Source organism: Thalassococcus sp. BH17M4-6, from assembly GCF_049323015.1.
In the GTDB taxonomy this organism is placed as follows: domain Bacteria; phylum Pseudomonadota; class Alphaproteobacteria; order Rhodobacterales; family Rhodobacteraceae; genus Puniceibacterium.
The window spans coordinates 299222-323027 of the sequence record NZ_JBMPGU010000001.1; the positions used below are offsets into that span (position 1 = coordinate 299222).

25 protein-coding genes are annotated in these 23806 nt (G+C 65.8%); 16 read left to right on the top strand and 9 right to left on the bottom strand.

Features of this window, described 5'->3' with window-relative positions; translation table 11 throughout:
- The first annotated feature begins 52 nt into the window (after nt 1-52).
- Complete coding sequence (cobS, locus tag ACOXXX_RS01315; RefSeq protein ID WP_422824732.1) at nt 53-829, top strand: adenosylcobinamide-GDP ribazoletransferase; 777 nt, start codon at nt 53-55, stop codon at nt 827-829.
- Nucleotides 830-1130: 301 nt separating this feature from the next.
- Here the strand turns inward: cobS and ACOXXX_RS01320 are convergent, their stop codons facing one another.
- From ACOXXX_RS01320 to tkt, 3 genes are all read right to left on the bottom strand, one after another.
- Nucleotides 1131-2225 (bottom strand): serine hydrolase domain-containing protein, encoded by a 1095-nt coding sequence (locus tag ACOXXX_RS01320; RefSeq protein ID WP_422824733.1) that lies wholly within the window; start codon nt 2223-2225, stop codon nt 1131-1133.
- Nucleotides 2226-2345: 120 nt separating this feature from the next.
- A complete protein-coding gene (locus ACOXXX_RS01325; protein ID WP_422824734.1) occupies nt 2346-3542 on the bottom strand; it encodes a PQQ-dependent sugar dehydrogenase in 1197 nt (398 codons plus the stop codon).
- 142 nt (nt 3543-3684) lie between these two features.
- Nucleotides 3685-5721 (bottom strand): transketolase, encoded by a 2037-nt coding sequence (gene tkt / locus ACOXXX_RS01330; protein WP_422824735.1) that lies wholly within the window; start codon nt 5719-5721, stop codon nt 3685-3687.
- Between the two features lie 205 nt (nt 5722-5926).
- On the opposite strand from tkt, the gene ACOXXX_RS01335 reads away from it, so the two are divergent.
- The gene (locus ACOXXX_RS01335) at nt 5927-6472 is read left to right on the top strand and encodes a hypothetical protein (protein WP_422824736.1); all 546 of its coding nucleotides are present in this window, start codon (nt 5927-5929) and stop codon (nt 6470-6472) included.
- On the top strand, nt 6472-6867 hold the full coding sequence (locus ACOXXX_RS01340; RefSeq protein ID WP_422824737.1) for a cell division protein ZapA: 396 nt from the start codon (nt 6472-6474) through the stop codon (nt 6865-6867). Before ACOXXX_RS01335 ends, ACOXXX_RS01340 begins: the two co-directional genes overlap by 1 nt.
- A gap of 175 nt (nt 6868-7042) precedes the next feature.
- Here ACOXXX_RS01340 and grxD read toward each other — a convergent pair whose 3' ends face one another.
- The 4 genes from grxD to xth all read right to left on the bottom strand — a co-directional run bounded on the left by grxD (nt 7043) and on the right by xth (nt 8674).
- The gene (gene grxD / locus ACOXXX_RS01345; protein ID WP_422824738.1) at nt 7043-7405 is read right to left on the bottom strand and encodes a Grx4 family monothiol glutaredoxin; all 363 of its coding nucleotides are present in this window, start codon (nt 7403-7405) and stop codon (nt 7043-7045) included.
- Nucleotides 7398-7532, bottom strand: a complete 135-nt coding sequence (locus ACOXXX_RS01350; RefSeq protein ID WP_422824739.1) for a hypothetical protein — start codon at nt 7530-7532, stop codon at nt 7398-7400. The genes grxD and ACOXXX_RS01350 overlap by 8 nt, the downstream gene beginning before the upstream one ends.
- Nucleotides 7533-7548: 16 nt before the next feature.
- Nucleotides 7549-7791: a BolA/IbaG family iron-sulfur metabolism protein gene (locus ACOXXX_RS01355; RefSeq protein ID WP_422824740.1), complete on the bottom strand. Its 243-nt coding sequence runs from the start codon at nt 7789-7791 to the stop codon at nt 7549-7551.
- 73 nt (nt 7792-7864) lie between these two features.
- Nucleotides 7865-8674, bottom strand: coding sequence for an exodeoxyribonuclease III (gene xth / locus ACOXXX_RS01360; protein ID WP_422824741.1), 810 nt, complete (start codon nt 8672-8674; stop codon nt 7865-7867).
- A 373-nt stretch (nt 8675-9047) separates the two neighbouring features.
- Between xth and ACOXXX_RS01365 the strand changes: the two genes are divergently transcribed.
- The 3 genes from ACOXXX_RS01365 to ACOXXX_RS01375 all read left to right on the top strand — a co-directional run bounded on the left by ACOXXX_RS01365 (nt 9048) and on the right by ACOXXX_RS01375 (nt 11630).
- On the top strand, nt 9048-9590 hold the full coding sequence (locus ACOXXX_RS01365) for a hypothetical protein (protein WP_422824742.1): 543 nt from the start codon (nt 9048-9050) through the stop codon (nt 9588-9590).
- 64 nt (nt 9591-9654) lie between these two features.
- The gene (locus ACOXXX_RS01370; protein ID WP_422824743.1) at nt 9655-10731 is read left to right on the top strand and encodes a DUF6902 family protein; all 1077 of its coding nucleotides are present in this window, start codon (nt 9655-9657) and stop codon (nt 10729-10731) included.
- Nucleotides 10728-11630, top strand: a complete 903-nt coding sequence (locus ACOXXX_RS01375) for a DMT family transporter (protein ID WP_422824744.1) — start codon at nt 10728-10730, stop codon at nt 11628-11630. The genes ACOXXX_RS01370 and ACOXXX_RS01375 overlap by 4 nt, the downstream gene beginning before the upstream one ends.
- Before the next feature lie 5 nt (nt 11631-11635).
- Here ACOXXX_RS01375 and ACOXXX_RS01380 read toward each other — a convergent pair whose 3' ends face one another.
- Nucleotides 11636-11959 (bottom strand): HesB/IscA family protein, encoded by a 324-nt coding sequence (locus ACOXXX_RS01380; RefSeq protein ID WP_422824745.1) that lies wholly within the window; start codon nt 11957-11959, stop codon nt 11636-11638.
- A gap of 80 nt (nt 11960-12039) precedes the next feature.
- Here ACOXXX_RS01380 and ACOXXX_RS01385 point away from each other — a divergent pair, with 80 nt between their 5' ends.
- From ACOXXX_RS01385 to ACOXXX_RS01425, 9 genes are all read left to right on the top strand, one after another.
- A complete protein-coding gene (locus ACOXXX_RS01385; protein WP_422824746.1) occupies nt 12040-13200 on the top strand; it encodes a deoxyguanosinetriphosphate triphosphohydrolase in 1161 nt (386 codons plus the stop codon).
- Nucleotides 13201-13346: 146 nt separating this feature from the next.
- Nucleotides 13347-13889: a hypothetical protein gene (locus tag ACOXXX_RS01390; protein WP_422824747.1), complete on the top strand. Its 543-nt coding sequence runs from the start codon at nt 13347-13349 to the stop codon at nt 13887-13889.
- A 49-nt stretch (nt 13890-13938) separates the two neighbouring features.
- Nucleotides 13939-15813, top strand: a complete 1875-nt coding sequence (locus tag ACOXXX_RS01395) for a cation:proton antiporter (RefSeq protein WP_422824748.1) — start codon at nt 13939-13941, stop codon at nt 15811-15813.
- Between the two features lie 143 nt (nt 15814-15956).
- Complete coding sequence (gene argS / locus ACOXXX_RS01400) at nt 15957-17702, top strand: arginine--tRNA ligase (protein WP_422824749.1); 1746 nt, start codon at nt 15957-15959, stop codon at nt 17700-17702.
- Nucleotides 17703-17778: 76 nt separating this feature from the next.
- Nucleotides 17779-18780 carry an SPOR domain-containing protein gene (locus ACOXXX_RS01405; RefSeq protein ID WP_422824750.1) on the top strand — a complete coding sequence of 334 codons (1002 nt, stop codon included), beginning with the start codon at nt 17779-17781 and terminating at the stop codon, nt 18778-18780.
- Nucleotides 18777-19787 (top strand): beta-N-acetylhexosaminidase, encoded by a 1011-nt coding sequence (nagZ, locus tag ACOXXX_RS01410; RefSeq protein WP_422824751.1) that lies wholly within the window; start codon nt 18777-18779, stop codon nt 19785-19787. The genes ACOXXX_RS01405 and nagZ overlap by 4 nt, the downstream gene beginning before the upstream one ends.
- Nucleotides 19780-20580 carry a segregation and condensation protein A gene (locus ACOXXX_RS01415; RefSeq protein ID WP_422824752.1) on the top strand — a complete coding sequence of 267 codons (801 nt, stop codon included), beginning with the start codon at nt 19780-19782 and terminating at the stop codon, nt 20578-20580. The genes nagZ and ACOXXX_RS01415 overlap by 8 nt, the downstream gene beginning before the upstream one ends.
- A 10-nt stretch (nt 20581-20590) precedes the next feature.
- On the top strand, nt 20591-21262 hold the full coding sequence (gene scpB, locus ACOXXX_RS01420; RefSeq protein WP_422824753.1) for an SMC-Scp complex subunit ScpB: 672 nt from the start codon (nt 20591-20593) through the stop codon (nt 21260-21262).
- A gap of 81 nt (nt 21263-21343) precedes the next feature.
- Nucleotides 21344-21562, top strand: a complete 219-nt coding sequence (locus tag ACOXXX_RS01425; RefSeq protein WP_422824754.1) for a hypothetical protein — start codon at nt 21344-21346, stop codon at nt 21560-21562.
- Between the two features lie 53 nt (nt 21563-21615).
- On the opposite strand, the gene ACOXXX_RS01430 is transcribed toward ACOXXX_RS01425, so the two are convergent.
- A complete protein-coding gene (locus tag ACOXXX_RS01430; RefSeq protein ID WP_422824755.1) occupies nt 21616-22278 on the bottom strand; it encodes a DUF1236 domain-containing protein in 663 nt (220 codons plus the stop codon).
- A gap of 246 nt (nt 22279-22524) precedes the next feature.
- On the opposite strand from ACOXXX_RS01430, the gene ACOXXX_RS01435 reads away from it, so the two are divergent.
- The gene (locus ACOXXX_RS01435; RefSeq protein ID WP_422824756.1) at nt 22525-23799 is read left to right on the top strand and encodes a hypothetical protein; all 1275 of its coding nucleotides are present in this window, start codon (nt 22525-22527) and stop codon (nt 23797-23799) included.
- Nucleotides 23800-23806 lie beyond the last annotated feature (7 nt).

The window sequence follows — 23806 nt, forward strand, 5'->3', positions numbered from 1 at the left end:
CGCAGGGCTAGAGAGGGCGGGTGACGGGGATTTGGCCGGAAAGGGCGCGGCGGTGAGGCAGGCGAGGGCGCGTTGGCGGCAGGAATGGCAGGTTTTTCTGCTGGCGTTGCAGTTCCTGACACGGCTGCCGGTGCCGGGCGATGTGCCGTTTTCCGATGATCTGCAGACCCGGTCCGCGCAATACTACCCGCTGGTCGGCGTGGTGGTGGGGCTGATCGGCGGCGCGGCGCTTTGGGCGGCGGCGCAGGTCTGGCCGGGCGCGCCTGCGCTGCTGCTGTCGCTGGCGGCGACGCTGCTGGCCACCGGCGCGCTGCACGAGGACGGGCTGGCCGATGCCGCCGACGGGCTGGGCGGCGGGACCACACGGGACCGTGCGCTCGAGATCATGCGCGACAGCCGCATTGGATCCTACGGCGTGGTGACGATCGCCGTGGTGCTGGCGCTCAAGATCGCCGTGCTGGCGGCGATGCCGCCGCAGATTGCGGTCGCGGCGCTGATCTGCGCACACGGGCTAAGCCGGATGGCGCCGGTACACCTGATCGCAACGACCGACTATGCGCGCGTCGATGGCAACAAGTTTGCCGCCCCCACCGTCACGCCGCAGGGGTACCGCGTCGCGCTGCTGATCTCTTTCGTGATCCTGATCGCGGCGCTCCTGATGCTGGGGGCAGGCGCGCTGGTGTGCGGGCTTCTTGGCATGGCGGTGCTGGGTTGGGGCTTTCGCGCGCTCTTTCTGCGCAAGTTGGGCGGCTATACCGGCGATTGTCTGGGCGGCACGCAGCAGCTGACCGAGCTTGGCTTTTACCTGGGCGTTGCCGCCGCGCTTTGAATGCTAAAGCGTGATGCGAAAGGCTCGAAATGGCCTTGAGCGGACGGACGAGCCAAGCACCCCGCGCGGAATCAAGGCCGCTTGCGGCCGCCGCGCCATTGCAGTCGCGCTCCCACGCGGCTGCGATTTGGCTGAGCTTGGTGCATCGCCGGGGTGGCGTGCGGACCTGGCTGGTATAAAGCGCCTGAGCGCAGAGGTCGGATCGCATTTGCGCGCGACAGCAATGGCGCGGCTCCTCTCCCGGCTGCGCAAGGTCCGCTTCAGCACGTTCGCGCGCGGTTCAATCTGTCTGCATCGCGCTCTAGTCTGGCTGTTGCGCCAGGATGGCCGCCAGCACCGCCTCGCTTGCCGGGCGAACCCGCGACAGCGCACCGTCATTGAGCGCCAGCACCAGCGCGAGGCCGCGCGTCCGGTCGATGAGCGCGATGTTGAACCACAGCGTGTTCGACCCCGCATGCGCTAGCGCCCCGTCGTCGCGCACCACCCAACCAAGCGCATAGCCCTGGTCCGCCACGTCGCTTTGCAATTTTTCCCAGCTCTCTGCGCTCAGGAATCCACCGCGGCGCGTCAGATGCGCGTTGAGAAAGCGCAGATGGTCGCGCAGGCTCAGGTGCACCGTTCCGGCCGGGCCCATGGCGGGGATGTTGTCCGCGTCGGGGCCGGGGGCCACGGCGCCGCGTGACCACGGAAAGGTGCCGCCGTGACCGCGCGGCTGGCTCAGCGTCTGGGCGTTACCCGGCGCGCCGAACCCGGCGGTCTGGATGTCCAGCGGCTCGAACACCCAGGCCTCGATCAGGGTTTCCCAGGTCTGGCCGGTCGCGGCCTCGATCATCGCGCCCGCGACCACGTAACCGGCGTTGGAATACAGGAATTCGGTCCCGGGGCGCGACACGGGCGCGCCTTCCAGCACGCTGCGGGCATAGCTGCGGCGGTCGGCGATCATCTCACGCTCTGCCAGCCGCCCGGACAGACCGCGCCGGGCCAGAGGGCCAAGATTGGCGGGCAAACCGCCGCGATGCGCCAGCAGCATTTGCAGCGTCACGTCGCGGTAGTCGGGATGCGGGTCGAGATCACCCAGGCTCTGGCCGATGGTGTCATCCCATCGCAGCACGCCCGCCTCGACCAGCCGCGCCACAAGGGTGGCGGTCATGGCCTTGGCGTTCGATCCGATGTGCCACAGATCCTGCGGCCCGATCGCCGCATCGGTGTTGCGGGCGCGCACGCCCGCCACGTTGATGCCCGACGCGCCGTCGATGATCCAGCCGATTCCCACGCCCGGCGCGCCCGAGCGGTTGCGCAGCGTGTCGGCATAGCCGTCGATCCCCTGCGGCACGGCCGGATCGGGGGACAGGAACAGCAGCGCCGCAAGCGCCGGGGCGATGGATGTGATCCGCATGGGCCATCCCTACCGCCGCGACGCGGACAGAGAAAAGGCCCGTCACAGCGTGAGGGCCAATTCCTGCCGAATCTGCTGAAATCCGCCGACCCACTGCCGCGCAAATCGGCAAGCCGGACCTTAGCCCGAGGTTGCGGGCGACAGCCGGATCAGCGCGCCGTCGGGCTGGTCGGTGATCAGCAGGATCGTCCCGTCGGCATCGGTTTCCACGTCGCGCACGCGGCCCAGATCCATCAGCACGCGCTCTTCGGCCGCCACGGTGTTGCCGTCGAGTTCCAGCCGCACGATGCCGCCGGGGTAAAGCGACGAGATCAGCACGTCGCCCTGCCAGTCGGCAAAGGCGCTGCCGTCGTAGGTCATCATGCCCGCGGGGGCGATCACCGGGTCCCAGAAATAGACCGGCTGTTCCATGCCCTCCATCTGTGCGATGCCGTCGCCGATGGTGCTGCCGTTGTAATTCTGGCCGTAGCTGATCACCGGCCAGCCGTAGTTCTTGCCCGGTTCGATCAGGTTCAGCTCATCGCCGCCCTGCGGACCGTGTTCGATGGTCCAAAGCTGGCCGTCGCGCATCATCGCACCCTGGATGTTGCGCTGGCCCAGCGACCAGATTTCGGGCCGCGCGCCTTCGGTGTCGACGAACGGGTTGTCGGAGGGCACATCGCCGTCGCCGGTCAGGCGCACGACCTTGCCGTAGGTCTTGTCCAGATCCTGCGCATAGTGGCGGTACTTGCGGGTGGAATGCTCGCCCGTCGTGACAAAGACATGGCCCGCATCATCGAAAACGACGCGGCTACCGAAATGCATCGGCGCGGTCGACCCGGGCGTCTGCACGAAAATGTCGGTCACATCCGTCAGGCTGCTCAGATCCTCTGACAACGTGCCATAGGCGGCGGCGGTCGCCGACAGGTTGTCGCCCACGGGCTTCGCATAGCTGAGGTAGACCCGGCGCGTTTCGGCAAAATCGGGCGACAGTGCCACGTCGAGCAATCCGCCCTGACGCTCGGCCACCACCTCGGGCACGCCAGAAATGGGGTCCGACAAGGTCCCGTCAGGCGCAACGTGGCGCAGACGACCGGGGCGTTCGGTGACAAGGTAGCCGCCGCCGTCAGGCAGCACCTCGATCCCCCATGGGTGTTCGAGGCCGGAGGCCACGACATCCTGGCTGATCTCGATATCCGAAGTTTCCAAAGGCGCGCGGAACTGGCTGGGGTCCTGCGGCTGCAGATCGGTGTTGCGCTCGCCACGCTCAAAGCTTTGCGCACAGGCGGGCAGGGCGGCGAGTGTGGCAATCAGCGAAAGGGACAGGCGGACGGTCATGACAATCTCCGGTTATCGTTGGCATTCTTCTCCAACGCGCCGGGGGGCGCCGGGGTTGCATAAACTGCCTGTGATCGGACGTGAAAACGCCCCGGACCTTTCGGGTCACGGGGCGTTCCGATCACATCATGTCGACCGCGGCTTACTTTTCCCGCCAGTGACCCATCAGCAGATCGCGCACCTTCTGCGCGGTCGCCTCGGCGGTGATGCCGAACTTTTCATAAAGCGTTTCCGCCGGGGCCGAGGCGCCAAAGCTGTCCATTCCGACAAAGCCCGCCTTTTCGCGCTTGCCCCGCTCGCCCAGAAGCCAGCGGTCCCAGCCGAACCGCACACCCGCCTCGACCGCGACGCGCACCGGGCCGCCGGGCAGGACCCGCTTGCGATAGCTTTCCTCCTGCGCCTCGAAAAGCTCCCAGCAGGGCATGGACACGACGCGCGTGCCGATGCCTTCGGCGTGCAGGATCTCGCGCGCGGCCATGGCGACCGACACTTCGGAGCCGGTGGCCATGATCAGCGCCTGGCGTTTGCCTTCGGCATCGGCCAGCACATAGGCCCCCTGGCTCACCAGGTTCTTGGTCTTGTGCTCGGTCCGCACGGTGGGCAGGTTCTGACGGCTGAGCGCCAGCACCGACGGTGTGCTTTCCTGCGTCAGCGCCAGTTCCCAGGCCTCTGCCGTCTCGACCGTGTCGGCGGGGCGGAAGACCAGAGTGTTGGGCGTGGCGCGGCAGATCGCCAGGTGTTCGACCGGCTGGTGGGTCGGGCCGTCTTCGCCCAGGCCGATGCTGTCATGAGTCATGACAAAGACCGTCGGCACCTTCATCAGCGCCGCCAGCCGCATCGCGGGGCGGGCATAGTCGGTAAAGCAGAAGAACGTGCCGCCGTAGGGGCGGATGCCACCGTGCAGCGCCATGCCGTTCATCGCCGCGGCCATGCCGTGTTCACGTATGCCGTAATAGATGTAGCGGCCCTTGCGGTTGTCGGTGTCGAATGTGCCCAGATCCTGGGTCAGCGTGTTGTTCGACCCGGTCAGGTCCGCCGACCCGCCGATGGTTTCGGGCAGGATCGGGTTGATGACCTCGAGCACCATTTCCGACGACTTGCGCGTCGCGACCTTGGGTGCGCTTTCGGAAACCTGCTTTTTCAGCGCCTTGATGGTCGCGCTCATCTTCTTGGGCGCGGTGCCGGAAAGGGTGCGGGCGAATTCCGCCTGCTTGCCCGCCGACAGGCCTTCGAGCCGCGCTTCCCAAGCATCGCGGTCCGCGGCGCCACGCTTGCCGATCTCTTCCCACTGCGCCTTGATCTCGGCCGGAACCTCGAACGGGCCGGTGGTCCAGCCATAGGCGGCCTTGGCTTCGGCGTTCTGATCCGCATTGGTCAGCGCGCCGTGGCCCTTGGAGGTGTCCTGCGCCGCATGGCCGAGCGCGATGTGGGTCTTGCAGGCGATCATCGAAGGCTGTTTGGATTTCTTGGCCGCGGTGATGGCGGTGTCGATCTCGTCAGGGTTGTGCCCGTCGATCTCCTGGACGTGCCAGCCCGCCGCCTCGAACCGTTGGACCTGATCGGTGCGGTCCGAGAGATCAACCTTGCCGTCAATGGTGATGTTGTTGTTGTCCCAGAAGACGATGAGCCGCGACAGCTGCTGGCGCCCGGCAAGGCCGATGGCCTCGTGGCTCACGCCTTCCATCAGGCAGCCGTCCCCGGCGATGACATAGGTGTGGTGATCAACCAGTTTGGAGCCGAAGCGCGCGCGCATCGCCTCTTCGGCGATGGCAAAGCCCACAGACATGGAAATGCCCTGACCCAGCGGGCCGGTGGTGGATTCGATCGCCTGCGCAAGGAAATTCTCGGGGTGGCCTGCGGTCTTGGCGCCCCACTGGCGGAAGTCCTTGATCTGGTCGAGCGTGATCTCGGGATCGCCGACAAGGTAGAGCAGCGCATAGATCAGCATCGACCCGTGGCCCGCCGACAGGATGAACCGATCGCGGTCCGGCCACTGCGGGTTGGCGGCATCGAACTTCAGATGCTTTTCGAACAGCACCGTGGCCACGTCGGCCATGCCGATGGGCATTCCGGAATGGCCGGAATTGGCGGCGGCCACGGCATCCAGCGTCAGGGCGCGGATGGCGGCGGCGCGCATCCAGTGATCGGGGTGGGCTTGGCGAAGGGCGTCGATATCCACGGGGCGGCATCCTTTGGTTGAAAAGAGCTTGGGCTTGCTCTTATCAGCCCGCGCGCGAAGATCAAGCATGGCCCATAAGGCCTTGACAGTTAAGGGGGCGCAATTTCCGATCAGCATTGTTAAACTCGGCAACCAACGGGGCCACGGCGATTCGCGCAGGCGAAGGCTGTCAAGAACGCCCCGAGGCAGTACAAAGGGCAAGCCCATGACCCAGATTGATGAGTTGGAGCGTCGGATCACGGCCGCTCTGGACCGGATCGCGCAAGGCGTGGAAGCGCTGGAAACGCCGCCCGCCGCCGCTGTGGAAGAGCCTGCACCGGTCGAGGTGCCGCAGGCCGATCCCGAAGAGCTCGCCCGCCTGCGCGAGGCGCTCGAGGACGAGCGGCTGGCCAATGCCCAGCTGGAAGAGCGGGTGAAGGCGATCCGCCAGAAGCAGGAAGGCGAGGTCACCGACCTTCGGGCTCAGGTGGCGGGGCAGGGCGAAAACATCGCCCGGCTCGACACCGAACTGCAGCGCCTGCGCCGCGCCAACGACATGCTGGCCGCGACCAACCAGGAAATGCGCAGCGCGCTCGAGGAAAATGTCGGAGAGCCGCATCTGATCAACAAGGCCATGCTGGCCGAGCTCGAGGGCCTGCGCGCCGCGCGCGCCGCCGATGCCGCCGAGAACCGCGTCGTGCTCGACACGCTCGAGCCGCTGCTGGCGCAGGCCGCCAGCGCCCCGACCGACCCGTCAGAGGAGACTGCCTGATGCCCGAAGTAGCCATCACCATTGGCGGCCGCACGTTCGAGGTCGCCTGCCAGGACGGCGAGGAACAGTATCTGCAGTCCGCCGCCGCCATGCTCAACGCCGAAGCGCAGGTGCTGGTCGATCAGATCGGCCGGGTGCCGGAATCGCGCATGCTGTTGATGGCGGGGCTGATGCTGGCTGACAAGACTGCCGGGCTCGAGGACAAGCTGCGCGAAAGCGAAGACCGCGCCGCGGGCCTGCATGACGAGCTGCGCGCGCTCAAGGAGGCGCCGGCCCCCGAACCCCAGCGCGTCGAGGTCCCGGTCCTGCCTGCGGGCGTCACCGACAGCCTGGCAGAAATCGCCGCAAGGGCGGAGTCGCTGGCGTCGGAGATCGAGGAAAAGGCGGCGGGCTGACCACCCACGCCGATAAATGCGCGAACCGGCGACATCGATCCTGCTTTCATCTGCCCGGAAATACTTCGGGGTGCGCGAGGGGCTGGCCCCTCGCTCCCTGTCTTACCATCCCTGCCGACCGAACGAAAAAGGGCGCAGCCACCGGCCACGCCCTTCAACGAATACCGCGCCTTCGTTAGCCGTTGGCTTCGCGAATCTTGTCGGCGGCATCCTTGTCGTAGGTCACGCCGTTCTGCTCGAAAAGCTGGTCCAGTTCGCCCGACAGCGTCATTTCGGTGATGATGTCGCAGCCGCCGACGAATTCGCCCTTCACATACAGCTGCGGGATCGTCGGCCAGTCGGAATAATCCTTGATGCCTTGCCGGATCTCGTCATCGGCCAGCACGTTCACATCGGCATACTCCACGCCCATGTAGTTCAGCACCCCGGCGACGCGGCTGGAAAAGCCGCATTGCGGCATCGATTTGGTGCCTTTCATGTAAAGCACCACGTCGTTGGCCCGGACGGTTTCGTCGATCTTGGTCTTCGCATCAGTCATCTTGGCTCTTTCCTTCTTGGCGGCGGCGCTCTGCGCGGATCATGGGCATCAGCGCGCCGTATGTGATCAGGCCCACCAGCGCCATCGCGCCCAGGATCGGCCATGTGTTGGCAAGAAACGTCATCATTTCCGCCCGCTTTCGGTCACTCCGGCACCTTGGTGGTCAGCGCCAGCGCGTGCAACTCGCCCTGCGCGCCGTCCATCTTGCCCTTGAGCGCGGCATAGACGGCGCGTTGCTGCTGGACCCGATTCTTGCCGCGGAACGACTCGTCGATGACCTCGGCGGCGTAGTGGTTTCCGTCGCCGGCAAGGTCGGTGATGGTGATCCTTGCCTGCGGAAATTCCGCACGGATCAGATCTTCGATTTCCTGCGCCTGCATCGCCATGGTCTGGGCTCCGGTCCTTATGTCGGCAAAGGTGTAAGCGCGCAGATGCGCGGGTGCAAGCGGGTCGCAGCCCTCAGGCGGCAAGCTCCACCCAGACCGGCACGTGATCCGACGGTTTGTCGCGGCCGCGCACGGCGCTGTCGATCTGGCAGTCGGTCAGCAGGTCGGCGCAGGCCGGGGACAGCAGGAAATGGTCGATCCGGATGCCGTTGTTCCGCTCCCAGGCGCCGGCCTGGTAGTCCCAGAATGAATAATGTCCGGGGCCCTGGGTGCGGGCGCGAAAGGCGTCGGTGAACCCCAGGTTCAGGATCCGGCGAAAGGCGGCGCGGCTTTCGGGCAGAAACAGCGCGTCCTTTTCCCAGGCCTTGGGTTTGGCCGCATCCTCGGCCTGCGGGATGATATTGTAATCGCCCGCCATGAGCGTCGGCATCTCCTCGGCCAGAAGTGTGACGGCGCGGGCGTGCAGCCGCTGCATCCAGTCAAGCTTGTAGCCGTACTTGCCGCTGCGCTCGGGTGCGCCGTCGCCGTCGAAGGTGACCGGGTTGCCGTTGGGCAGGTACAGCCCGCAAATCCGCACCGCCTGAGCGTCACCCACGACCGTCGCCTCGATCCAGCGCGCCTGTTCGTCGGAATTGTCGCCCGGCAGGCCGCGGCTGACGTCTTCGAGCGTCAGCTTGGAAAGAATTGCGACGCCGTTGAACGATTTCTGACCGTGCGTTTCGACGTTATATCCGCGATCCTCGAAAATCTCTCGGGGAAAGGTCTCGTCCACCGACTTGATTTCCTGCAGCAGGACGACATCAGGCTTGGCTTCGTCCAGCCAGGCGGGCAGCGCGTCGATACGCGCCTTGATCCCGTTGATGTTGAATGTCGCGATTTTCATCTCGGATCCCCAGAGCGTTCCGACTCTATCGCCGATGGCGGCGGCACTGGCAAGCATCTTGCCGGGGTTTTGCCCGAGGCGTCGAATCGGGACGGGGCCGATCCTCCCTTCAGGGTCCGGGGCGCCGCCGGATGGGCGTGAAAAACGGGGTGTGATTCGACCGTCGACAAAGGGCCTTTGTCGCGGCCCGTAGGTGTTTTTCCAAAAAATTTCGCGGATGTGGATAACCTGATGAAGGGTAAGGCGGTCAGAAAACTGCCTGATGTCGCTCGTGTGGATAACTGTTCTGAGAACACGCATGACTAGAAAAAACATTTCTGAAATCAATCATGGCGTGCAAGCGTTTAAGGGCACAGTAGCCAAGGAGGACACCATGTCGGCACAACTCAAGCACACCAATTCCGAAGATTTCCTTTCTCTGACCAGCCCGCTTCGGGCCGGGAATATGCATGCCGGGGACGGATGCGCAATGTTCACCTCGGGCTCCGCTCCGATGGCATCGTCAGACGCGCTTTTGGGTGACATGACCGGGTTTTTCACCTCCGGCTCCGCACCCGCAGGCACGAAGGCCATGACCGGTGACGCGGTCGAAATGTTCACCTCCGGCTCCGCCCCGGCAGGCACGAAGGCCGTGACCGGCGATGCGGTCGAAATGTTCACCTCCGGCTCCGCCCCGGCAGGCACGAAGGCCGTGACCGGCGATGCGGTCGAAATGTTCACCTCCGGCTCCGCCCCGGCAGGCACGAAGGCCGCGACCGGTGACGCGGTCGAGATGTTCACCTCCGGCTCCGCCCCCGCAGGCGCGAAGGCCGTGACCGGTGACGCGGTCGAAATGTTCACCTCCGGCTCCGCCCCGCTGCGTGCCGAAACGGCGGCCGAGGGTGAGGGCTGCGCGCTTTACACCTCCGGGTCCTGATCCCGCAGGTGACACAGAAAGGGGGCCGTGCGTGCCCCCTTTTTCAATGACAGGAGCATCCGCCATGACCAACGTGATCCAGCTTAAGACCCCACCCAGGCTGCGCCCGACCGAGACCCGGATTGGGGCGCTTTTGCACAGCTTTGCCAGCGAACGCAGGTCTGGCGACGATGTCTTTTGGCTCAAGGAAAACGCGGAAATCCTGAACATCCTGGAATGCACCGGCCAGCGCCTGTCCGACGCCGCGCTGGCGTCCCACCGGGGCTTTTACGACACGGTCGAACAGCGGCTGCGGTTCTTTCCGCAGTATTATCGGTTCCTGTTGTCGATCACGCTCGACCTCGAGGATTTGGGGCTTGCGGGTGACACCGGCGCGCGGTTGGTCGGCTGGGCCTGCGACGAAGGGCTGGCCGAGGCGGAACTGTCGGACTTGCAGCGGATGGAGGCGCGGCGCATCATGGCCCGCCGGGGCCGCGACCCGTTGCCCGACGACGGCGGGTTGGAGGCGCGGATGCACCGTTTCATCAACCGCTCGCAGACCTTTGCTTTGCCCAACAAGAAGGCCGCCTACGAGCTGACGCATACGGTCTTTTACCTGTCGGAATACGGTCGTCGCGATCCGCAACTGGATACGGCGGCGATCACCAGCCTGCATTTTGCAGGGCTGCTGGCCTATCTGGATCAGAACGCCGATCTGCTGGCCGAAATCTGCGTCGCCCTGCGCTATGCAGGCCAGGTGCCGCCCGTGCTTTGGGCCGATTGGCTCGAGGCCGAAACCCGGCGCTTCCGTATCACCGCGGCGCAGGATGTTGGCGTGCAGGACGATTATCACGATTTCCTGGTCTGCAACTGGCATCAGGCCACGGCGGGCCGCCCCGTCTTTGACGCGGCGCTCGTCCCCGGCCGGATGCGGTTCGACCGCGCGGCGCACACCGCCGCACCTTTGCGCGAGATGTCCGAATGCATGTTCGCCATGGCCGAGGCCCGCAGCACCGACTGGCACGACATGCGCCCGATCATCGCCGACCGGCTGTCGGACGGCGCGCTTGAGGTGTTGATGCAGGCGGAGCGATCCTCGGACCTTTTCGAGGATTTCTTCGAAGGATTTTCGCGCGCCGCACCCCTGGCGGTCCCGGCATGAGCCTGGCATCGACGCCGTTGATCGGCGCGGGGCTGGTGGCGCTTTACACGCTGACCATTTCCGCCGCCGACGGAATCACCAAGTTGATCGCCGGCGGCTATGCGGCGCCGCAGCTTTTCGCGCTGTCGGCGGCGTTGGTTTTGCTGCTGACGCTCGGCGCGAACCGCTTGGGCGGGCAGGGGGCGGTCGCGGCGGGTGGCCTGCGCACCACATGCCCCCGGGCGATGGCCCTGCGCGCGGCGCTTACCGTGCTGGCCTGCATCGGTTTTTTTCAGGCCTTTCGGCTCTTGCCCTTTGCGGATGTGTTCCTGTTCATTGGATTGATGCCGGTGATCGCCGCGACGCTGAGTGGTCCGACACTCGGCGAACCGCTGCGTCCCTCTGCCCTGTTGGGTCTGGCTTTGGGGGTGCTGGGGATCTGGTGCCTGATGCCCGCTGGGCTGTCGGCGGCACAGGCGGGCCACGCCTGGGCGCTGATGGCGGCGGTCACGGGCACGGGGTCGATGCTTTGCGCGCGCTACATCGGCCGGTACGAACGCAACGCGCTGGCGCAGGTCTTCTATCCGAACCTGGCGATCTTTGCGGTGATGGCGCTGGCATTGCCATTCGTCTGGCGGCCGATGCCGCTGGCCGATCTGGCTTGGGTCGCGGGCTATGCGCTGTGCCTGTTCGCGGCGCGCTGGCTGGTCACCGTGGCGTTGCGGCTGCTGCCTGCCTATGTGGCGACGCCACTGATGAACCTGCAGTTCGTCTGGATGGTGGTGATCGGCTATGCCGCATTTGGCGAGGTGCCGGGCGCTGGCACCATAACCGGCGTGACGCTGGTGATCGCATCGGGGCTGTGGCTGGTGATGGACGACTGGTTGCCGCGCCGCGCCCAAGCGCAGCAGCGGGCCTGAGGTCGCTACATCGAAAAGCTGGTGCCGCAGCCGCAGGACGACGTGGCATTGGGGTTTTCGATGACGAAACGCGCGCCGATCAGCTCGTCCGAAAAGTCGATGACGGCATTCGACAGGAACGGCAGCGACACCGCGTCCACCACCACTTTCTGCCCCTGGCTTTCCAGGATCAGGTCGTCGTCTTCGGGCGCGTCAAGCTTGATCTCGTACTGAAAGCCGGAACAGCCGCCACCTTCGACGGCGACACGCAGGGCCTGACCCTGATCACCCGCGCCGATTTCGGCCAGGCGGGCAAAGGCGCGTTCGGTCACTTTCGGGGGCAGTTGCATGGCATCCTCTTCCAAGGTTTCTAATTGCGCATCACCGTAATATACGAACGCCCGGGACAGGCGACAAGGACATGCGCGAAATGCAGCAGGTGTATGCATGCGATCCGGAACGGATCAGGGGGCGGCGCGTGGCCGAAGAGGAAAGCGCCTTCCGCTCCTGTTTCCAGCGCGACCGCGACCGGATCATCCATTCCTCGGCCTTTCGCAGGCTCAAGCACAAGACACAGGTGTTCGTCGAACACGAGGGCGATTTTTACCGCACGCGGCTGACCCATTCGATCGAAGTGGCGCAGGTGGCGCGCACCATTGCGGGGGCGCTGGGGCTCAACACCGACCTGACGGAAGCGGTGGCGCTGGCGCATGACCTGGGGCACACCCCCTTTGGTCATACGGGCGAGGATGCGCTGCACGCGCTGATGGCGCCTTACGGCGGGTTCGATCACAATGCCCAGACGATCCGCATCGTGACCTCGCTCGAACGCCATTATGCCGAATTCGACGGCTTGAACCTCACCTGGGAAACCCTTGAAGGCATTGCGAAACACAACGGTCCGGTGACGGGTGATCTGCCTTACGCTCTGGCCGAATACGACGCGCTGCACGATCTGGAACTGCACACCCACGCCAGCGCCGAGGCGCAGGTGGCGGCCCTGGCCGACGACGTGGCCTACAACAATCACGACATCCACGACGGGCTGCGCGCGGGGCTGTTCTCCGAGGATGAGATCGCGGAACTGCCCGTCATCGGCGCGGCCTATGCCGAGGTGGATCGGCTTTATCCCGAGCTTGGTGCCTATCGCCGTCGTCACGAGGCGCTGCGCCGGGTGTTTGGCGCCATGGTGAGCGATGTCATCGACACTTCGCGCGCTGCGCTCGACCGCGCCGATTGCGCCGATGCCCAGGCGATCCGCGAACTGGGCCGTCCGGTGATCGCATTTTCGCCCGTCATGACCGACTACATCCGCGCGCTGCGCGATTTCCTGTTCCACAAGATGTATCGCGCACCGTCGGTGATGGAGCAGCGGGCGCGCGTGACGACCGTGGTCAACGACCTTTTTCCGCTTTACCTGCAGCGGTCCGAGCTTTTGCCGCGCCGCTGGCAGGCCGAGATCGAGGCCGCCCGCGACGAAACCGACCTGGCCCGGCTGGTGGCGGACTATATCGCCGGCATGACCGACCGCTTTGCCTTGCAGCAGCACGCCCGGCTTTTCGGTGTCGACATCCTGCATGACGCGACCTGATCCGCAGGCACACATTCCGGGATAGGAATGCGGGCCGCTTGGTGCTAGGCCGTTGCGGGTGAGTTGACGGGTGCGTGTGAACGGGTGTTGGGGGTTTCGTATTTCAAGGGTCGCACCGTGGTGGTGTCGGGGCGTGTCATCCGCTGGTGCATCGCCTGGCGGGCTTTTACGCCACCATCCTTGCCATCGACGACGCGGCGCCTCCCTTGGAAGAGCTGGCGCGCGCCGTGCCGGGCTGGATCGAACCGCTGGCCCTGGCGTTGGAAACCACCCATGCAGCCGACGTACTGACGGAGGCCTGGGGCAGCGAGCCGGTGCATCTGTGCATAGACCTCAGCGCGCTGCAGACCGCCAGATCGCTGGTGTCGCGGCAGCGGCAGCTGCTGGGTCTGGCCGCGGCGCTGGCGCAGGGTCTGGCCGCCGGTGCAGGGCGCGGCATCGTCGCCGTGCCGGTGGCGGGCCCGCAGGACAGCGCCGACCGGGTGGCCGAGTCGGCGGCGCTGCAGGCCTTCGTAGCCCGCATGCCGGGCTATGCCGACCCTGCGCGGCTGATCGGCTTGCAAATCCCGATGGTGCGCGGGAACTGGTCGCCCGCGCGCTGCGTTGATGTGGGCGATCTGGTGCTGATGCTGGGGCATCCGGTCTCTCGCGGACTGGCCCCCTACCAAACCGTCACCAGCCGCCTATAGTTACGGACGCGGGTCGCGCGACCGGCAAGTCTTTCGAAACGGAGAAATCATGGCAACATCGGACATTGCGGGCATCGACCCGGTTCTGGGCTTTGCCCTTGTGGGGGCTCTGGGGGTCGGATCGCAGTGGCTGGCATGGCGCCTTCGGATGCCCGCGATCGTGCTGATGCTGCTTGCCGGGCTGATCATCGGGCCGGTGCTGGGTGTGCTGGACCCGTCGCGCGATTTCGGCAACCTGATGTCACCCATCATTGCGATCGCCGTGGCCATCATCCTGTTCGAGGGCGGGCTGACACTTAACTTCGCGTCCTTGCGCGACGCTGCTGTCGGTGTTCGGCGGCTGGTCCTCGTCGGTGCGCCGCTGGGTTGGGCAGTTTCTGCCGCGGCGCTGCACTACGTTGCCGGGCTCAGCTGGGAAACCTCGACCGTTTTCGGCGGCATCATGATCGTCACCGGCCCCACCGTCATCGCGCCGCTGCTGCGCCAGGCCCGCCTGCGCCGCCGTCCCGCAGCGCTGCTGCAGTGGGAGGCGATTGTGAACGACCCCGTCGGCGCCCTGGCGGCGGTGCTGGCCTTCGAGGTGGTGATCGTGCTGCAGACCGCGACGGGCGCGGGCGCCGCGATACAGGATCTGGTGACGGGCATCCTCGTCGCTTCTGTTCTCGGCCTCGCGGCAGGCTGGGCGCTGTCCAAGGCGTTCAGCTTGGGCAAGGTGCCGGAATACATGAAGGTGCCTGTGCTCTTCGTCCTGCTCTTGGGGGTGTTCGCCCTGTCGGACGCGGTGCTGCACGAAAGCGGCCTGCTGGCCGTGACGCTCATGGGTATCTACATCGCCAATGCCAATCTGCCCAGCTACGCCGAATTGCGGCGGTTCAAGGAACACGCCACGGTCATGCTCGTGTCGGGCGTATTCATCCTGCTGGCCGCGAACATGACCCGCGAAACGCTGATGAGCATCGATTGGTCGACACTGGCCTTCGTCGCGGTGGTGATCCTGATTGCGCGGCCGGTGGCGGTGCTGATGTCGCTGGCGCTGTCGGACATTCCCTGGAACGAACGGCTTCTGGTCGCCTTTACCGGCCCGCGCGGCGTGGTGCTGGTGGCCGTGGCGGGCCTTTTCGGCGAACGCCTCGCCAGTATCGGGATCGAGGACGGGACCGAGGTGTCGAAACTGGCGTTTGCGCTGGTCGCGGCAAGCGTCGTGCTACACGGCTTTACCCTGCAACCCATCGCGCGCTGGCTGGGCTTGATCGCGACGGAACGGCCCGGCGTGCTGATCGTCGGCGGGTCGCCCTGGTCGGTTGCCCTGGCCCAGGCGCTGCAGAAGATGGACCTGCCCGTCGCCATCGCCGACCCCAATCACAGCCACCTGCGCGGCGCGCGCGAGGCGGGGGTCGAGACGTTCTTTGGGGACATCCTGGCCGAGGTGGCTGAGGACCGACTTGATCTTGTCCGCTATGAAAAGATCATCGCCGCCACCGACAACGATGCCTACAACACGCTGGTCGCCACCGACCTTGCGCCCGAGTTCGGCCGCGAAAACGTGTTCCAGCTGCGCCGCGCCAAGGAAAGCAGCAGCCGCCACGCGCTGCCGCCATCGCTTGGCGGCCGCAAGTTCGGTCCCGACGACACCTATCTGGAGGCGAACGCGCGGATGCAGGGCGACTGTGAATTCCGGGTCACGCGCCTGTCTGACGAATTCACCATCGAGGACTGGCGCGAAACCCACCCCGGCGCCATGGTGCTGGCCGACATCGGCTCTGCCGGTGAGCTTCGCCTGCTGGGCCCGGAGGACGAGCCGCGCGAAACCGTCGACATGCGCATCCTGTCGTTGTTGCCCGCTCGGCCCGAGCGCAAGGAGTCCCAGAAACGCGAACCCAACGGAAAGAGCGACGACCACGGTAAGACCGACGACAAAGGCTGACCTGACGGGCGGGGCGGGCCGTCTTAGTGTACTGCCTCGACCGCGCAGCGACCCCGGACGCCGATGGCGGCGTTCCGGTTCACGTGCTCTTTGACCTCCCTCACCGCCATGCTAGAGGAGCGCCAACAGAGCGGAGCACGACCATGAACCTTTTCACCGACATCGGCATCCTTGTGACCGACGCCATCGCCGTCCTGCAGGGCCGGGGCACCTTGCCCCGGGGGCTGAACCTCGGGCCCGTCACGGTCGAACCGCCGCGCGATCCGCTGCATGGCGACATGGCAACCAACGCCGCGATGGTACTGGCCAAGCCCGCCCAGATGAAGCCGCGCGACATCGCCGAGGCGCTGGCACCGCTGCTGACCGACGATCCGCGCGTCACTGCGGCCGAGGTGGCGGGGCCTGGGTTCCTGAACCTGCGGCTCGCGCCGTCGGTCTGGCAGGGCATGGCGCATGCAGTGATCGCGGGCGGCACTGACTACGGCCGGTCGACCATGGGGCAGGGCGCGCGCGTCAATGTCGAATACGTGAGCGCCAATCCCACCGGCCCGATGCACGTGGGCCATGCCCGCGGCGCCATCGTGGGTGACGCCACAGCGTCCCTGCTTGCCTATGCGGGCTATGTCGTCACGCGCGAATACTACATCAACGACGGCGGCGCGCAGGTCGATGTGCTCGCCCGGTCGGTCTACCTGCGCTATCTCGAAGCGCATGACCTCAGCGTCGACTGGCCCGAGGGCAGCTATCCCGGCGACTACCTGATCGAGGTGGGCGAGGCGCTCAAGACCAAGGTCGGCGACGCCTATGTGGATCAGCCCGAAGAGGTCTGGCTTGACGAGGTGCGCACCTTTGCCACCGACGCGATGATGGCGCTTATCCGCGACGATCTCGCCTCGCTCGGGGTGCGGATGGATCATTTCTTCAGCGAAAAGTCGCTTTATGGCACCGGCCTCATCGAGACGGCCATCGACACGCTGCGCGGCAAGGGCCTGATCTATCGCGGCACGCTCGAACCGCCCAAGGGCAAGAAACCCGAAGACTGGGAGCCGCGCGAACAGACACTGTTCAAATCCACCGCCCATGGCGACGACGTGGACCGCCCGATCATGAAATCGGACGGCAGCTGGACCTATTTCGCCCCCGACATCGCCTACCACTATGACAAGGTGGAACGCGGCTTCGACATGCTGATCGACATCTTCGGCGCCGACCACGGCGGCTACGTCAAGCGTATGAAGGCTGCCGTTTCGGCACTGTCGGACGGGCGTGTGCCGCTCGATATCAAGCTTATCCAGCTCGTGAAGCTCTACAAGAATGGCGAGCCGTTCAAGATGTCCAAACGGGCTGGCACTTTCGTCACGCTGCGCGATGTGGTCGAGATGGTCGGCCCCGATGCCGCGCGGTTCCACATGCTGACCCGCAAATCGGACGCCGCGCTCGATTTCGATTTCGACAAGGTCAAGGAACAGTCGAAGGACAACCCCGTCTTTTACGTGCAATACGCCCATGCCCGGATCAGTTCCGTTCTGCGCAAGGCGGCAGAGGCGGGTATCGATTGCAGCGACGCGACGCTGCTCAAGACCGATCTGAGCGGGATGACGCACGAGTCCGAACTGGCCGTGGCCAGAAAGCTCGCCGAATGGCCGCGTCTGGTCGAGATTGCGGCGCGTACGCACGAACCGCACCGGGTGGCGTTTTACCTGTTCGAGCTTGCCTCGGACCTGCACAGCCTGTGGAACCGTGGCAACGACGAACCGGCGTTGCGCTTCCTGCAGGAGGGTGACGCCGCCACCAGCCAGGCGAAAATCGCGCTGGCGCGGGCTGTCTCTGTTGTTATTTCCGCCGGTCTTGGTATCTTGGGCGTAACTCCGGCAACCGAGATGCGCTGACAAAAGCGCGCCATCGCCGGATGAGGCAGTGGCAAGAGACGTCCGACGGCATGCCGTCGGGGGCAGAGAGGCAGACATGGCGACCTACGATCAGGCGGGCCCCGTTGCAGGCGGGGGCGGACCAAAGGGCAATCTGGCGAATATGACCAACTGGGCGGGCGCGCTGGTGTCGCTGGCGCTGATCGCGGGCGTCGGCGTCTGGGGCTACCGGCTTTTGGTGCGCGACGTGACCGGCGTGCCGGTGGTCGAAGCCACCCAAGGCCCGATGCGCATCGCGCCGAAAAACCCCGGCGGGCTGGCCGCCGATCACCAGGGCCTGTCGGTGAACGCCGTGGCCGGTCGCGGAACGGCGGCAGACCCCGCCGATACCCTGCGCCTGGCGCCGAAGCCCGTGCAGCTTGCGGGCGAGGATCTGCCACTGGGCGAGATGACAGCACAAAGCACGGCGCAGTCGGCGCGCGAAACCGTGACCGCGGCGTCGCTGTCGGAGGACATCGACGAGGACGAGGCGGGCGCGGAGGTCGCGGCGACCGAGGTTGACACTCCCGCCTCCGACGATCCGATCCAGGCGCTGGCCGACCAGATTGCCGCGGATATCGAACCCATCTTTGACGCCGGGGCCGAGGCGCCCGAAACCGCCCCGGTGATCGCCACTCTGGGCGCGGCAGAGGCAGAGCCGGCAGCCGCGACCCGCACTTTCGACGGCGGCGTTGCCCGGTCGCTGCGCCCGCAGACCCGGCCCGTGACCCTCAGCACCGTGGTGCGGTCGCCCGCTGAGATCGCTGCCGTGCCGCAAACGCCCGAGGTCGACCCCGAAACGCTGCCTGGCGGCACCCGACTGGTGCAGCTGGGCGCCTATGACAGCCCCGAGGTCGCGCGCACCGAATGGGCGCGGCTGGAAGAGCGCTTTGGCGACTACCTTGCCGGCAAGTCGCGGGTGATCCAGCGCGCGACCAGCGGCGGGCGCGTGTTCTACCGCCTGCGCGCGCACGGATTCGCCGATCTTTCGGATGCGCGCCGCTTCTGCGCCGCCTTCGTGTCGGAGAACGCCGACTGCATCCCGGTGGTCACCCGGTGAGCGGCCGTTTCGGTGCGGCGATCCTGGGCTGCGCCGGGCCGGTCCTGACGCCCGAAGAGCGGGCGTTTTTCCAAAAGGCCAATCCCTTCGGCTTCATCCTGTTCGCCCGCAACATCGACACGGGCGATCAGACCCGCGCGCTGTGCGCCGATCTGCGCGAGAGTGTTGGATGGGACGCGCCGATCTTCCTCGATCAGGAAGGCGGTCGCGTGCAGCGCCTGCGCCCGCCACTGGCAACCGATTGGCCTGCGCCGCTGGATCACGTGCGGGCCTTGGGTGACAATGCGGCCCAGGGCATGGCGCTGCGGTTCCAGATCACCGCGCTTGAGATGCGCGCCGTCGGCATCGACGCCAACTGCGCCCCTATGCTGGACGTGGCGCGCGACAGCACACATCCCTTCCTGCGCAACCGCTGCTATGGCACGACGCCCGATCGGGTGATCGCCATCGGCCGGGCCGTGGCAGACGGGCTGATGGCGGGCGGGGTGTTGCCGGTGATCAAGCACATGCCGGGGCACGGGCTGGCGCAGATGGACAGCCACCTGGAGCTGCCGCGCATCGACGCGGACGTGCAGACGCTGGATGCGGTCGATTTTGCGCCGTTCCGCGCCTTTGCCGATCTGCCGATGGGCATGACCGCGCATCTCGTCTACAGCGCGCTGGACCCCGATCCGGCGACCATATCGCCAAAGATGATGAGCCTGATCCGTGACGACATCGGCTTTGGCGGGCTGATCATGACCGACGACATTTCCATGCAGGCGCTGTCGGGCACGGTGGCGGAACGCGGGGCCGCGTCGCTGGCAGCTGGCTGCGATTTCGTGCTGCATTGCAACGGCGATCTGGAAGAGATGCGGGCCCTGATGGACCGGGTGGGGCAGGCGGACGCGGCGGCGCAGGCCCGCGCCAAGGCCGCCATCGCCGCCCGCCGCGCCCCCGAAGAGGTTGACATCGAAAGCCTGAAGCACAAGCTGGGTGCGCTGCCGTTGAAGCCTGCCGATGACTGAACCCGACACCTTCACCCCCGATCCGCAAAGCGTCGCCGACCGTCTGGCCGCCGAAGCGCTGATCGTGGATGTGGACGGCTTCGAAGGCCCGCTTGACCTGCTTCTGACGCTCAGCCGGACGCAAAAGGTCGATCTGCGCAAGATCTCGGTCCTGGCGCTGGCGCGGCAATACCTGGCCTTTGTGGACAAGGCCAAGGAGTTGCGCATCGAACTGGCCGCCGACTACCTCGTGATGGCGGCCTGGCTGGCCTTTCTGAAATCGCGCCTGCTGCTGCCGCCCGATCCCGAGGAGGAGGGCCCGTCGGGCGAGGATCTGGCCGCGCATCTGGCCTTTCAGCTGGAACGCCTGCAGGCGATGCGCGAGGTCGCGGCGCGGCTGATGGGGCGCGACCGGCTGGGCCGGGATTTCTTTGCTCGCGGTCACACCCAGCAGGTCGAAAGGGTGCGTGCGGTGAAATACACTGCCAACCTGCTCGACCTCATGCAGGCCTATGCCCGCATCCGCACCCGCGACGAATTCCGCCCCTTCGTGATGGACCGCGATTCCGTCTGGACCATGGAACAGGCGCTGGACCGGATGCGTGGGATGATCGGCTTTGCCGGAACCTGGACCGATATTTCGTCCTACCTGCCCGATGGCTGGGACGTGGATCCGGTCAAATGGCGCTCGGCCACGGCGGCGACCTTTGCCGCATCGCTCGAACTGGTCAAGGAAGGCAAGGCCGAGCTGCGCCAGTCCGAACTTTTCGCGCCCATTCAGCTGCGCCGCCGCGAGGGCCGTGATGACGGATGAAGACCCCCAAATGACGGACGACGGGACGGAACCTCAGCAGAGCGAAAGCCTGTTTGCCGCCCCGGTGATGGCCGAACAGGAACGCATGGTCGAGGCGATCCTCTTTGCCACCGCTGAACCTGTGTCGGTGAAGGAACTCAACGACCGCATGCCGCACGGTTGCGACGCAGCAGAGGCGCTGGTGCATCTGCGCCGCCGCTACGAGGGACGCGGGGTGCAGGTGGTCAAGATCGGCGACAACTGGGCGATGCGCACGGCGGGCGATCTGGGGTTCCTGATGCAGAAGGAAACGGTTGAGACCCGCAAGCTCAGCCGTGCGGCCATCGAAACGCTGGCGATCATCGCCTATCACCAACCCGTCACCCGCGCCGAGATCGAGGAAATCCGCGGCGTGTCGGTATCGCGGGGCACGGTGGATCAGCTGCTGGAAATGGAATGGATCCGGTTCGGCCGCCGCAAGATGACGCCCGGGCGCCCCGTCACCTTTGTCGTCACGTCGACCTTTCTTGATCACTTCGGCCTTGAATCCGCGCGCGATCTGCCGGGGCTGCAGGAATTGCGCTCGGCCGGGCTTTTGGACAATCGCCCGCCCCCTGGTGCGCTGCCCCTCGGCGGAGAGGGCGATGTCGACAGCGAAGAGGCCACCAACGAAGGCCAGAGCGAGCTTTTCGAGGACGATTGAGCGCATTGCCGCGCCGAAAGCCCTGAAATCTGCACAATTTCCTGCTATAGATCCGGTGAGGCAGCAGAAAGGATCGGCGCAATGAACGCCAACCAGCTTATCAACATGGTCACCCGGATGATCTTTCGCCGGGTTCTGAACAAGGGCGTGAATGCCGGGGTGGACCGCGTTCTTGGCAAGAAGGGACGCGCGCGCGAGGATATGACCCCCGAGGAACGCCAGCAGGCCCGACAAGGCAAACAGGCGGCCCGCCGTGCCCGGCAGGCCGCCCGTGCCACGCGCCGCATGGGACGGTTCTGACCGCCCCAAGGCGCGATTGACGCGCGGGGGCGGCCCCCCGCGCATCCGTGCGCTTAGCGCACCACCTGCACGATGCGGCGGGTTTCGGGGTCAAGCAGAACCAACTGCTGGTTCACGTTGACATAGCTGTAGTCCGCCGACGGGATTTCGTAGATTTCCACCGTCTCGGGCACGCCAGCGCCAACGGCGACTTCACCGTCCAGATAGACCGGTTCCACCGGGTTCTGCCGCACGTAGGTCACGGTTTCCTCGTCGATGGTCGAGGCGGCGCCTGTTGCGGCGCCCAGAACGGCACCTGCGGCGATGGCGGCAGGGCCACCCACAAGAAGCGCGCCCGCGGCAGCACCCCATCCGGCACCGGCGGCACCGCCAATGGCCTTGTCGCCGTCGTCATAGGTGACGGTTTCGATCTCGACCGTCTGGGGCGCCTCATAAAGCACGACCGGCTGATCCTCGACCGGGGTGGTCAGGTAAGCCGAGTAAGCCCAGCCGGTCTGACCGTCAAAGCTGACCTCGCACCATTCGCCCTGTTCCAGGCAGCCCAGCACCTCCACGTCCGCTTCGGCGGGGATGACCGACTGGATTTCATACTGCGGCCCGGGACCAGCGCGGAAGTTGAGGTCGGTCGTGGCGCTGGCGCTGAGCGCGGCGAGGGCCGGGCTTGCGGCGATGCTGACGATGGCGGTCGAAAAGAGTGCGATCTTCTTGAGTTGCATGGTCTGGTCCTTCCATTTTGTGTTCAAGGCTCTTGCGCCTTCGGACAGACAAGCCGCGCGCAGCCGCCCCGGTTCCGACGCAAAATCAGCGTGTTACAGAATGCGAGTGGCTTTCTGCCGAGCTGTGAGCGGCGCTGCGCGAAAGCCTGCCGGTTCCCTGGCTTGACGCTGGGTCGTTGTCGGCGGCGGCAATCTGTGGTATGCTTTTCCAATTATTGCTCAACCGATTTTGATGGATGTATTCCGATGACCGACTCTGATAACGGGCGTTTTTTCGCGTTCAATCAACGGACCAACACCGTCACCGCGGGGGTGATGCTGGTCGTTCTCTATGCCATTTGCGTCTACCTCGTGGTGATCAGCTTTTCCGCCTACGTGATCCGGACCGACTGGAATGGCGAGCTTGCGGATAGCGGCTCCGAGGTGACGGACCTCGACAATCTGATCTACCTGATCAAGCAGGACGAAAACCTGCAGTCCCAGATCAACGATCTGCAAGCACAGATCGAAGCCACCAACGAACGGATCGCTCGGGCCACCGCCACGCGCGACACCGTCCGGACAGAGGCTCAGGCGGCAGAACTTGGCGTATCGCGGCTGCTGCAACAGGGCGAGCAGCACCTCAAACGGCTTCTGCCGCGGCTCGAGGTGACGGACCGCGACGCGTTGGAACCCCGCCTCGCGGCGCGCGCCGATATCTCGGCCGGACTGACGCAGATCGCCAGCGCGGCGTTCCTGGACGACGTGCCCGAGCCCGAGATCACCAAGGCCCGCGAAACCGCCGCGCGGATCGCCACCGATCTGGAGCAGGCGAACAGCAAATCCCGCGAAACCGCGCAAAGCCTCGAAGGGGCGCTGAGCGATATGGAGCGAGAGCACGAAATGCGCTCGCACCACCTGAAGCGGCAAAGCTCGGTCGAAACGGCGCGCGAAAAGCTGCTGGAGAAGCTGCCAGCGGATTCGGAGTTTCGCGCCCGCTGGGTATCGCTGGGCGGCTGGGGCTTCATCAACCCGTTGCCGTCGCTGGTCAAATCCCAGACCATCATGGTGACGCTGCTGGCGACCATCGCCGCCGGGGCGCTTGGCACGCTGGTGGCCTATTCGCGCACCGCGTTTCTGGACCTTGCCAACCCGCGTGTCTCGCGCCTGCTGATCACGCTGGGCGAAGGCATTGCGGCGGCCATCGGCATCTTTCTCTTTGCAGGGTCGGGCATGCTGATGCTGACGCAGGGTGGCGGGTCCGAGGGGCGGCTTGAACTCAGCCCCTTCACCGTGGCGTTCCTGGCCTTCGTGTCGGGATTCATGGCGGAAAGCGCGTTCTCGAGCATCGCCAAATTCGGACGGAGCGTCTTCAGCGCCGACAAGTCCAAGCCTGAGGACAAGCCCGAAACCGACCAGACCGCCGAAGACAAGAACGGCGACACCACCAACGATGCGGCCCCGGTTGCGGAGACGCGGGAAGAGAACGACGCGCCGCGCCCTGCCACAGGCCGACCGATCCCGAGGCCCGAGGGCACCTGAGCCTGCG

Coding starts and splice junctions, on each gene's coding strand:
- ACOXXX_RS01320 (WP_422824733.1), bottom strand. CDS start 2,225: ATGCGGATCACATCCATCGCCCCGGCGCTTGCGGCGCTGCTGTTCCTG.
- ACOXXX_RS01325 (WP_422824734.1), bottom strand. CDS start 3,542: ATGACCGTCCGCCTGTCCCTTTCGCTGATTGCCACACTCGCCGCCCTG.
- ACOXXX_RS01335 (WP_422824736.1), top strand. CDS start 5,927: ATGACCCAGATTGATGAGTTGGAGCGTCGGATCACGGCCGCTCTGGAC.
- ACOXXX_RS01340 (WP_422824737.1), top strand. CDS start 6,472: ATGCCCGAAGTAGCCATCACCATTGGCGGCCGCACGTTCGAGGTCGCC.
- grxD (WP_422824738.1), bottom strand. CDS start 7,405: ATGACTGATGCGAAGACCAAGATCGACGAAACCGTCCGGGCCAACGAC.
- ACOXXX_RS01350 (WP_422824739.1), bottom strand. CDS start 7,532: ATGATGACGTTTCTTGCCAACACATGGCCGATCCTGGGCGCGATGGCG.
- ACOXXX_RS01355 (WP_422824740.1), bottom strand. CDS start 7,791: ATGGCGATGCAGGCGCAGGAAATCGAAGATCTGATCCGTGCGGAATTT.
- xth (WP_422824741.1), bottom strand. CDS start 8,674: ATGAAAATCGCGACATTCAACATCAACGGGATCAAGGCGCGTATCGAC.
- ACOXXX_RS01365 (WP_422824742.1), top strand. CDS start 9,048: ATGTCGGCACAACTCAAGCACACCAATTCCGAAGATTTCCTTTCTCTG.
- ACOXXX_RS01370 (WP_422824743.1), top strand. CDS start 9,655: ATGACCAACGTGATCCAGCTTAAGACCCCACCCAGGCTGCGCCCGACC.
- ACOXXX_RS01375 (WP_422824744.1), top strand. CDS start 10,728: ATGAGCCTGGCATCGACGCCGTTGATCGGCGCGGGGCTGGTGGCGCTT.
- ACOXXX_RS01380 (WP_422824745.1), bottom strand. CDS start 11,959: ATGCAACTGCCCCCGAAAGTGACCGAACGCGCCTTTGCCCGCCTGGCC.
- ACOXXX_RS01385 (WP_422824746.1), top strand. CDS start 12,040: ATGCAGCAGGTGTATGCATGCGATCCGGAACGGATCAGGGGGCGGCGC.
- ACOXXX_RS01395 (WP_422824748.1), top strand. CDS start 13,939: ATGGCAACATCGGACATTGCGGGCATCGACCCGGTTCTGGGCTTTGCC.
- argS (WP_422824749.1), top strand. CDS start 15,957: ATGAACCTTTTCACCGACATCGGCATCCTTGTGACCGACGCCATCGCC.
- ACOXXX_RS01405 (WP_422824750.1), top strand. CDS start 17,779: ATGGCGACCTACGATCAGGCGGGCCCCGTTGCAGGCGGGGGCGGACCA.
- ACOXXX_RS01415 (WP_422824752.1), top strand. CDS start 19,780: ATGACTGAACCCGACACCTTCACCCCCGATCCGCAAAGCGTCGCCGAC.
- scpB (WP_422824753.1), top strand. CDS start 20,591: ATGACGGACGACGGGACGGAACCTCAGCAGAGCGAAAGCCTGTTTGCC.
- ACOXXX_RS01425 (WP_422824754.1), top strand. CDS start 21,344: ATGAACGCCAACCAGCTTATCAACATGGTCACCCGGATGATCTTTCGC.
- ACOXXX_RS01430 (WP_422824755.1), bottom strand. CDS start 22,278: ATGCAACTCAAGAAGATCGCACTCTTTTCGACCGCCATCGTCAGCATC.
- ACOXXX_RS01435 (WP_422824756.1), top strand. CDS start 22,525: ATGACCGACTCTGATAACGGGCGTTTTTTCGCGTTCAATCAACGGACC.